Consider the following 8,340-nt stretch of genomic DNA (forward strand, 5'->3'; position numbering starts at 1 on the left):
TGCAGCTCTTTAATCAACCATCATATTAATGTTGAGGTTGTACATAATCCATAGTGAGCCAACAACAACAATACCGATAATCAAAATAGTGAACAGCAATGCTACTAAGTTCCAGCGCTCTTCTGATGAAGTGTTCATGTGCAGGAAATAGATAAAATGAACAAGAATCTGCACAACAGCCAGCGCGACTACCGTTGTCAAGATAGTCGTGTGGGAGGCAGAACCATCCATTACCATCCAGAATGGAATCACTGTCAGGATTACTGAAAGAACAAAGCCGATCAAATAAGATTTCAGGCTACCGTGGCTAGCTCCAGTATGAGCTGTATTCGAATGACTCATTACATAGCTCCTAACAGATAAACAACGGTAAATACACAGATCCACACTACATCCAGGAAGTGCCAGAACAAGCTCAGGCAATTCAGACGGGTTTTGTTAACATCCGTTAAACCGCGACGTGTTACCTGAATCATCATGATAATAATCCAGACCAGGCCACAGGTAACGTGGATTCCGTGAGTAGCAACCAGTGCAAAGAATCCAGACAGGAATGCACTGTGGTCAGGGCCGTAGCCTTCTGCAATCAGGTGATGGAATTCATACAATTCCATCGCTACGAAGCCAAGGCCGAATAGGAAAGTCATACCGAGCCAAGTGTTAACTTGGCTGATGCTGCCTTTATTCATGCCTAGCATGGCAAAGCCATAGGTGATACTACTGAATAGCAGCAGGAAAGTTTCAACCAATACAAAGGAGAGGCCAAAAATTTCTTTACCAGATGGGCCGCCTGCGGTTCCGTTAACTAGCACTGCATAAGTCGCAAACAGACATGCGAACAAAATACAGTCACTCATCAGGTAGATCCAGAAACCGAATACTTTAGTGGCACCCGCATCGTGGTGCCCATGATCTTCATGGGCATGATTGTGGTTAGTTATAGTTTCAGTTGACATGGTTCAGACCTGCCTTGCTAATTTGTTCATGGTGCTGATTCTCAATTTGCTCAACTTCAGCAACGGGTACGTAGTAATCAACATCTTCATCAAAACTTTTCGCGATCCAAGTGATAATCATGCCAGCGAAGCCTGCGATAGCCATCCACCAGATATGCCAAATCATAGCGAAACCAAAAATCAAGCTGAAACCAGCAATAACCACACCAGCGCCGGCATTTTTAGGCATATGAATTTCTTCATATTTAGCGGGGCGTTTATAAGCTGTGCCTTTTTCTTTCATATCCCACCATGCATCACGGGTTTGGACATGTGGAACTTCGGCAAAGTTATAAAATGGCGGCGGAGAAGATGTTGCCCACTCTAAAGTACGGCCACCCCAAGGGTCACCAGTTAGGTCACGGTTTTGGTCACGGTCACGGATACTGACGTAGAATTGAATGACTTGACATAGGATACCTACTGCTATCAGTGCAACACCAATTGCAGAAACAACCAGCAGAGTATGGAATTCAGGGTTGATATCTTGGCTGATACGACGAGTCATACCCATAAAGCCAAGCGCATAAACAGGCATAAAGGCGATGAAGAAGCCAATGATCCAGAACCAGAATGCGCGGACACCCCATTTTTCATTTAGCGTGAAACCAAATGCTTTCGGGAACCAGTAAGCGGTACCTGCGAAACAGCCAAAGACAACACCACCGATGATAACGTTATGGAAGTGTGCGATCAGGAACAGGCTGTTATGCAGAACGAAGTTTGCACCTGGAACGGCCAACAGAACCCCGGTCATACCACCAATAGAGAAGGTGACGATAAAGCCGACAGTCCACAACATTGGTGTTTTATATTCAATACGGCCTCGGTACATAGTGAACAGCCAGTTGAAGATCTTAACTCCCGTAGGAATCGAGATAATCATGGTGGCTATGCCAAAGAAGGCATTAACGTTTGCACCGGAGCCCATAGTAAAGAAGTGGTGCAGCCATACGATGAATGACAATACTGTGATGGCAATAGTTGCCCATACCAGAGAGGTATAGCCGAATAGTCGTTTTTTCGAGAACGTCGCAGTCACTTCAGAGAAGACACCAAAGACTGGCAGTACCAGAATATAAACCTCAGGGTGACCCCAAGCCCATATCAGGTTGATATACATCATCATGTTACCGCCCATATCATTGGTGAAGAAATGGGTACCCATGTAGCGGTCAAAAGTTAGCAGGGCAATGGTAACTGTCAGAATCGGGAATGCGGCGATGATCAGTACGTTAGTACAGAGTGCTGCCCATGAGAATACAGGCATTTTCATCATGGACATGCCAGGGGCACGCATACGCAGGATCGTGGCAAAGAAGTTAACTCCTGTCAGCAGTGTACCGATACCGGATATCTGGAGACTCCATATCCAGTAATCGACCCCAACGCCTGGGTTATATTCTATACCTGAGAGCGGAGGATAAGCTAACCAACCGGTTTGAGCGAATTCACCAACACCCAGAGAGATATTAATCAGTGCAACGCCGACGACGAAGAACCAGAAACTTAGTGAGTTCAGGAATGGAAATGCTACGTCACGGGCACCGATCTGTAGTGGAACCACGATATTCATTAGGCCGACAACAAAAGGCGTTGCCATGAAGAAAATCATGATGACACCGTGGGCGGTGAAGATCTGGTCATAGTGGTGAGGTGGCAGGAAACCTGCTTCACCGGCAGAGGCAACAGCTTGCTGACCACGCATCATGATGGCATCAGCAAAGCCACGAAGCATCATGACCAATGCCACGATGATATACATAATACCGATTTTTTTGTGGTCAACGCTGGTTAACCACTCGCTCCACAGCCATTTCCATTTTCGGAAATAGGTCAGGGCTCCGACAATTGCGAGCCCTCCGAAGAGAATCCCTGCAAGAGTAACCATGATAATGGGCTCGTGCAATGGGATTGCATCAAGTGTTAATTTTCCCAACATTACTTTATTCCTCAACTCCGGCATGAGCAGTTTTGCTCATATTCATGTTATGACCTGCAGTTGCACTATGGCCGCCATGCATATTCATGCCGTCCATAAATTTGGCAATAATATCTTGATACAGGTTAGGCTTAACGCTTGAGAAGTATTCAACCGGATGATTTTGGCTTTGTTTAGCTAACTCATCAAACGCTTGCATGGTATCCAGGGTTTTAGGAGAAGCTTTCACTTTTTGAACCCATTGTTCAAAACCTTCACGATCTGCGGTAGCAGTGGCGGTAAATTTCATGCCAGAGAAACCATGCCCGCTGTAGCTGCTGGACAAACCTTTATAAGTACCAGGTTCATCGGCAATTAAGTGAAGTTTAGTTTGCATACCAGCCATTGCATAGATCTGACCACCTAATTGTGGAATGAAGAATGAGTTCATTACAGAATCAGAGGTGATTTTGAAGTTAACAGGAACCCCGGTAGGGAAAGCGATTTCGTTAACTGTAGCGATACCTTGCTCCGGATAAACGAACAGCCATTTCCAATCAAGAGAAATTACTTCAATAGTCACTGGTTTTTCATTACTGACCAGTGGCTTATATGGGTCAAGCTCGTGGGTTGTTTTCCAGGTAATGGTTGCCAAAATGATAATGATAATGATAGGAACAGTCCACACTACCAGCTCAATTTTATTTGAGTGTGCCCAGTTAGGGCGATAGGTAGCGCTTTTGTTGGCTTCACGATAACGCAGGGCAAAGGTAAACGCCATGATGATTACCGGAATAACAATGATAAGCATCAGGCCAATAGCCGTGAGTATTAGTGTTTTTTGTTCAGCGCCGATAGCGCCTTTAGGATTCATCAATACCATATCGCAACCGCTTAGCATAAAAGCGGCTGCTAGTATTGACAATATCCCAATACTTTTATTGTATTTCATAAGTCTCATCTAACGACTCCAAATAACAAAAGCTCTATTGTCGTTTCATCAGTGCGGGCATTCTACGGTAAGGCCATTGGAGTGTAAACATTTGTAATAGTTAGTTACGGGGTTGTTGGTCCTTTATGTTAAAGGGATCACATGCAACTGTAGGATTAATCAGAAGTTAGCTTGAAAAGTTATTTAAATGTAACGAAATAGTGTCTAAATACTAATTTTATACGAAAATAATTTTATATTTTTCGGAGTAGAGGAAAATATAAATAAAAATTTACTTTAAAAATTTCCGTAGCGGAATTTTATTTAAAAATTAAATTAACTGCGAGCTACAGGAAGTAACCCACAGTTAAAATTCAATAATTAGAAATTATATTTGATGGTGTAGACGATTCCATCTTGCCAGAATCCTTCGCCTAATTTATTGTCGGCATACCGATACTGAATACCAGTCGTGAAGGATTTGTGAGGTGTCCACCATAATGCTACTGCACCATTAATACCGTCCCGGCCACCATTACCATAGCGCTCATTCCGGTTAAGTTCTATTTCATTCCAGTTAGTTACGCTGAATTTTTCCTCCCAGAGCTGAAAATCATAGCCTGCCACCCAGCCAACAACATAGCCGTTATTACCGGAATAGAAAGTTTGGTCAACATAATGCAGTGCAACAAATGGTTTGAACCAGACACCGGCGAAATTAGTGTTATAGCCAACACCATAAAGGGTATTCACCTCATGGAAATTCCCACCATGTTCTTTACCAGGGAGAGAATAAGTACCATAAACATGACCATAGAGATTAAAACCCGTGTCTGCCAGATAGTAGCGTCCGGTTGTTTTAAAGGTATATCTTTGGTTATCTCCTGGCTGAGCATGCTTGCTGTTGAAAGCATTTTCCAGATCAAAGAAGCCGTATAATTCACCCCAGTCAAATCCAGCTCCACCTTCCAATTCCAGGTAGGCAAAGTCGTCTTTATGAGTAGTTTGCCCTGACTTATGTGTAGTATGGCTGGTCCAGTCGAGATAGTTCATGCTGACATTAGCAAAGCCCCATTGATATTCAGCATAAGCTGGAACTGAGGCAGTTGTGAACAAAGCAGTAGCCAGAATAGTTTTTCTCATAAATTTCTCTAATGCATCCATGAAAATGAGGTTTTTGGTTTTAAAGCTAATTTATATAAGCCTCAGAATGATAGTCTGATTCTATGTGGATATGAATCTTCAATAATTAAATAATCGCTCAAAATTAGCACTTTTTGACAAATTACTAGCTGAAGTGTGATCATTATCACTTAAATATTTAAGGGAATATAAAAGGCTGACAATGGCCAACCTTTTAATAAATTAATTTAATATTTGTATCTTTAAGCTGATTTATCCTTTTTCTTTATTAATGCGAGATAATCCAGGGAGCAACCTAAGATAATGCCTATGATACTGATCTGTGTTCCCCATAATAGTAAGTATTCGGCTAGATCAGGCGCATTAGTCCAGGCGAGAGAATTAGTGATTATGGTAAGTAACCAAAATGCAAGAAGGATGCTTGCTAATGACAGTAATCCAAGAGCCAGTCGATAGAAATTTTTGAACTCAGTACGAGGTATAAAATCATTAGTTCGCTGGGTATAATCCAGAGTCTGGCGGCAGATCAATAGCAGCAATAACCCTGGAACAGAAGCAGCTATAGAAAATAAATAAAAGTTTGGCCAGCCATATAATTCGACGAACCAACCAGCAATTGGACCGACGTATACCCGCCCAACAGCCGATAAGGCAGATAATAGAGCAAACTGTGTTGCAGAGAACGATTTGTTACATAACGCCATAAGCAGGGCAACAAATGCAGCGGTTCCCATTCCACCACAGATATTTTCCAGAAAAATGGTGCTGCTCATGGTGTAGATATTTTTGTCAGTAATAGATAACAGCCAGTATCCAATGTTGGAAATTGCCTGAAGAATGCCAAATATCATTAGTGAGCGGAATAAACTCCATCGTTGCATTAAATAACCGCCATATAATGCCCCAACGATGGTTGCCGCTAATCCCAGTGTTTTGTTGGCCATGCCGACTTCACCTGCATCAAAACCAATACCACGGATAAGAAATGGGGTACTTAGACTGGCAGCAAAGGCATCTCCTAGTTTATACATGATAATTAACAACAGTATCAGCCATGCATTATTACGACTGAAAAAATCGGCCAATGGTTCTATCGCAGCTTGTTGGAGTGTTTTGGGTGGGAGAATGTCAAGTTCAGGTTCTTTAGCTTTTAAAGTCGCATAGACTCCGATTAGCATCAATCCAGCCATTAACCAGTATATATGTTGCCAGCCAATATAGCGGTCAGCGATCCATAATGCTAATCCACCTGAAATCAACATTGCTAATCGATAACCCAGTACTGAAACTGCTGCACCTACCCCCCGTTCTTCGCTGTGCAGTAAATCTGCTTTATAAGCATCAAAGACGATATCTTGTGATGCGGAACAGAAAGCAACAGTTACCGCTAGTACTGCTAACCACCATAGATGCTGAGACGGTTGGAGAAAGCCCATTGCAGCGATACTGGCTATGAGTAATAACTGTGTCACAAGCAACCAGCCACGGCGACGTCCAAGAAAAGAGGGGGTAAACCGGTCCATAAACGGGGACCAGAAAAATTTGAAAACATATGCCTGGCCGACAAGGGAAAAGAAACCAATTGTTTTAAGATCGACGTCTTCAACGGTCATCCATGCTTGCAAGGTGCTGGCAGTGAGTGCGAGAGGTAAACCAGAAGCAAAACCGAGTAAAAGTAGAATGCGTGAATTATGTTGAGTAAAAACGGTGAGATAACGGTAAGACATGGGCCTCCCAAAACTCTGCCCTGGGTGGGCAGAGTAAGCAATTAATCCTTAATTAACGGGCATTTTGTTTGATGAAGTTGCTGACCGATGAGTCCTGGGCCATATCTGCTATAACTTCAGATAGTACAGTATTTACTGCGTCAGCAATTTTCTCATTTGTTGCCCCCAAAGGGCCTTGGACATTGTAACTGGTACGATAGTTCTTAACTTGTTTGTTTCCGTTTTGCGCAGCACTGATGATAGAAATATCGGCTTTTGTTGAAATATTATGGCGAAGGCTACCTTCCTTAACATCTGCATACAGATTGTTCACAATAATTTGCAGATTGGCATTGGCTGGAGAGCCAATCATATAACCGCGGGCGGCCATTTGTTTTTCCAGGATTTCCTGGAGCAGAAAACGTAGATCGCGTGATGGTTTCAGTACTTCTAGCCTTGCATTACGGTTAACTTGAGCAAGTGTCTGAGATTGGCGATTGTCGGCACCACTGATACTGATGGTGATAGCACTCATAGTTGGGTCTGCTGTTGGCAGAGTAATTTTAGGGTCTATGGTCAGGGTATTGCTGGGAGTAGCACAACCTGTAAGGAGAAAAAGGGTAATAAGCGGGAAAAAGATTCTTTTCAACATGTTGATTTTCTCATCAGTGATAAGGATGTCCAGTAATACTTATCAATAGTGTAAACTGCTGCAATAATAACACTGCCTTTGATCGTGGCATATCCCTGATAGGGTAAACATATATAAAAACCTGATAATATGGGATTTGATTAAAGTTATTTTAATGTGTTGATGCTATAACTCATCAAGAATAGACTAAAATTATTAAATGGTTGATAGCATGATAGCTGTACGGTTTAAGGAGAATGATTATGGTGTGTCAGGATATAGAAGAGAAATTACGGGTGGCATTTAACCCCTCATATTTAGAAGTCATTGATGAAAGTTATCGCCACAATGTACCCGTAGGTTCTGAAAGCCATTTTAAGGTCGTGATCATCAGTGATAAATTTATTGGTGAACGCATGCTAAATCGTCATCGTTCCGTTTACGGTATATTATCGGCAGAATTGGCTGCAGGTGTTCATGCTTTGGCGTTGCATACTTATACAGAAAAAGAGTGGGGTGAATTGCAGGATACCGTTTTAGCTTCACCAGCATGCCGGGGTGGCAATAATATTATTGCTTGAGATATGTTGATTTGGTGCTTAATTTGGGGCATTTTCTATTAATAATAGAATGAATTCAATTGACGGCCTTCAGGCCGTTTTTATGTTTTATGCATGATATTTTTTGAGCGCAAATTTGGTAGCTGAAGACCCTGTAAATAATTCTGTGTATTTGCCTTTCATTAAATGTGGCCGTCCAGGCGGTCACCGAACTCAATAATAAAACGACTCATCGCTTGTTTCCAGTTTTGAATCGGCATGCTCCATTTTTTTGAAGCTGATTCAATCGCCAAATAGATAACTTTACGCACAGAATCTTCCGTTGGAAATACCTTACGTTTTTTAATCGCATGGCGGAGCACACTGTTGAGGGATTCTATTGCATTCGTCGTATAAATGGCTTTACGGATATCTTCGGGATAGGCAAAGAACGTGTTTAGATTCTCCCAATGG

General features: G+C 42.4%; 9 protein-coding genes. 1 reads left to right on the plus strand and 8 read right to left on the minus strand.

Annotation, left to right across the window (positions count from 1 at the left end):
* Positions 1-9: 9 nt before the first annotated feature.
* From BO26_RS15300 to BO26_RS15330, 7 genes are all read right to left on the minus strand, one after another.
* Positions 10-342: a cytochrome o ubiquinol oxidase subunit IV gene (locus BO26_RS15300; protein WP_036772850.1), complete on the minus strand. Its 333-nt coding sequence runs from the start codon at positions 340-342 to the stop codon at positions 10-12.
* Complete coding sequence (locus BO26_RS15305; protein ID WP_036772852.1) at positions 342-956, minus strand: cytochrome o ubiquinol oxidase subunit III; 615 nt, start codon at positions 954-956, stop codon at positions 342-344. The genes BO26_RS15300 and BO26_RS15305 overlap by 1 nt, the downstream gene beginning before the upstream one ends.
* Positions 946-2,937 carry a cytochrome o ubiquinol oxidase subunit I gene (gene cyoB / locus BO26_RS15310; protein WP_036772855.1) on the minus strand — a complete coding sequence of 664 codons (1,992 nt, stop codon included), beginning with the start codon at positions 2,935-2,937 and terminating at the stop codon, positions 946-948. Before cyoB ends, BO26_RS15305 begins: the two co-directional genes overlap by 11 nt.
* A 4-nt stretch (positions 2,938-2,941) precedes the next feature.
* Positions 2,942-3,877: a cytochrome o ubiquinol oxidase subunit II gene (gene cyoA, locus BO26_RS15315; RefSeq protein ID WP_036772857.1), complete on the minus strand. Its 936-nt coding sequence runs from the start codon at positions 3,875-3,877 to the stop codon at positions 2,942-2,944.
* Between the two features lie 351 nt (positions 3,878-4,228).
* Complete coding sequence (locus BO26_RS15320) at positions 4,229-4,990, minus strand: nucleoside-specific channel-forming Tsx family protein (protein WP_036772859.1); 762 nt, start codon at positions 4,988-4,990, stop codon at positions 4,229-4,231.
* A 242-nt stretch (positions 4,991-5,232) separates the two neighbouring features.
* A complete protein-coding gene (gene ampG, locus BO26_RS15325) occupies positions 5,233-6,717 on the minus strand; it encodes a muropeptide MFS transporter AmpG (RefSeq protein WP_036772862.1) in 1,485 nt (494 codons plus the stop codon).
* Positions 6,718-6,769: 52 nt separating this feature from the next.
* Positions 6,770-7,348 (minus strand): lipoprotein, encoded by a 579-nt coding sequence (locus BO26_RS15330; protein ID WP_036772864.1) that lies wholly within the window; start codon positions 7,346-7,348, stop codon positions 6,770-6,772.
* Between the two features lie 242 nt (positions 7,349-7,590).
* Between BO26_RS15330 and bolA the strand changes: the two genes are divergently transcribed.
* Positions 7,591-7,908 carry a transcriptional regulator BolA gene (bolA, locus tag BO26_RS15335; protein WP_036772866.1) on the plus strand — a complete coding sequence of 106 codons (318 nt, stop codon included), beginning with the start codon at positions 7,591-7,593 and terminating at the stop codon, positions 7,906-7,908.
* A gap of 161 nt (positions 7,909-8,069) precedes the next feature.
* Here bolA and BO26_RS15340 read toward each other — a convergent pair.
* Positions 8,070-8,340 (minus strand): transposase (locus BO26_RS15340; protein WP_036772869.1); only part of this gene is annotated, 271 nt, incomplete at its 5' end.

The sequence above is a fragment of the Photorhabdus australis DSM 17609 genome (assembly GCF_000711895.1).
In the GTDB taxonomy this organism is placed as follows: domain Bacteria; phylum Pseudomonadota; class Gammaproteobacteria; order Enterobacterales; family Enterobacteriaceae; genus Photorhabdus; species Photorhabdus australis.

What these genes read in the sequence shown, in the direction of transcription:
- BO26_RS15300 (WP_036772850.1), bottom strand. Translation starts at nt 342, where the DNA reads ATGAGTCATTCGAATACAGCTCATACTGGAGCTAGCCACGGTAGCCTG.
- BO26_RS15305 (WP_036772852.1), bottom strand. Translation starts at nt 956, where the DNA reads ATGTCAACTGAAACTATAACTAACCACAATCATGCCCATGAAGATCAT.
- cyoB (WP_036772855.1), bottom strand. Translation starts at nt 2,937, where the DNA reads ATGTTGGGAAAATTAACACTTGATGCAATCCCATTGCACGAGCCCATT.
- cyoA (WP_036772857.1), bottom strand. Translation starts at nt 3,877, where the DNA reads ATGAGACTTATGAAATACAATAAAAGTATTGGGATATTGTCAATACTA.
- BO26_RS15320 (WP_036772859.1), bottom strand. Translation starts at nt 4,990, where the DNA reads ATGAGAAAAACTATTCTGGCTACTGCTTTGTTCACAACTGCCTCAGTT.
- ampG (WP_036772862.1), bottom strand. Translation starts at nt 6,717, where the DNA reads ATGTCTTACCGTTATCTCACCGTTTTTACTCAACATAATTCACGCATT.
- BO26_RS15330 (WP_036772864.1), bottom strand. Translation starts at nt 7,348, where the DNA reads ATGTTGAAAAGAATCTTTTTCCCGCTTATTACCCTTTTTCTCCTTACA.
- bolA (WP_036772866.1), top strand. Translation starts at nt 7,591, where the DNA reads ATGGTGTGTCAGGATATAGAAGAGAAATTACGGGTGGCATTTAACCCC.